Origin of the sequence: Pseudomonas sp. SIMBA_067, from assembly GCF_046534675.1 — a bacterium.
Taxonomy (GTDB): Bacteria; Pseudomonadota; Gammaproteobacteria; order Pseudomonadales; family Pseudomonadaceae; genus Aquipseudomonas; species Aquipseudomonas putida.
The window spans coordinates 1-272 of sequence record NZ_JAWRYH010000430.1 but is presented as its reverse complement, the minus strand read 5'-3'; the positions used below and the strand labels follow the sequence as shown (position 1 = coordinate 272).

The 272-nt window shown below is 58.8% G+C and carries 1 protein-coding gene; it reads right to left on the bottom strand.

Annotated features, from left to right (window positions below):
• Nucleotides 1-52 precede the first annotated feature (52 nt).
• Nucleotides 53-272, bottom strand: a 220-nt coding sequence (locus tag SB765_RS29755) for a thioredoxin family protein (RefSeq protein ID WP_410932512.1), incomplete at its 5' end; no start/stop codon positions are given.

Here is a 272-nt window from a genome sequence, read left to right as displayed (position 1 = left end):
ATGAGGTGCGTTCATGATATCCCGGCTAGCTCGTTCAAAAGGAGGTGGATGATCATTCGGCGTCGGCCGCAATCCCCTTGTCGATAAAACCGCGCAGCCGCAGACGCGACTGCACACCGACCACCCGCGTTACCTCTTGGCCGTTTCGGTAAATCCCCAGGGCGGGAATACCCGCCACTTGGAACCGTGCCTTGCCGGCCTCCGGATCCTGTGCGTTGACTTCGTCCATATTGCATTTCATGACCTTGAGCCGGCCGTCATACTCTTCGGCC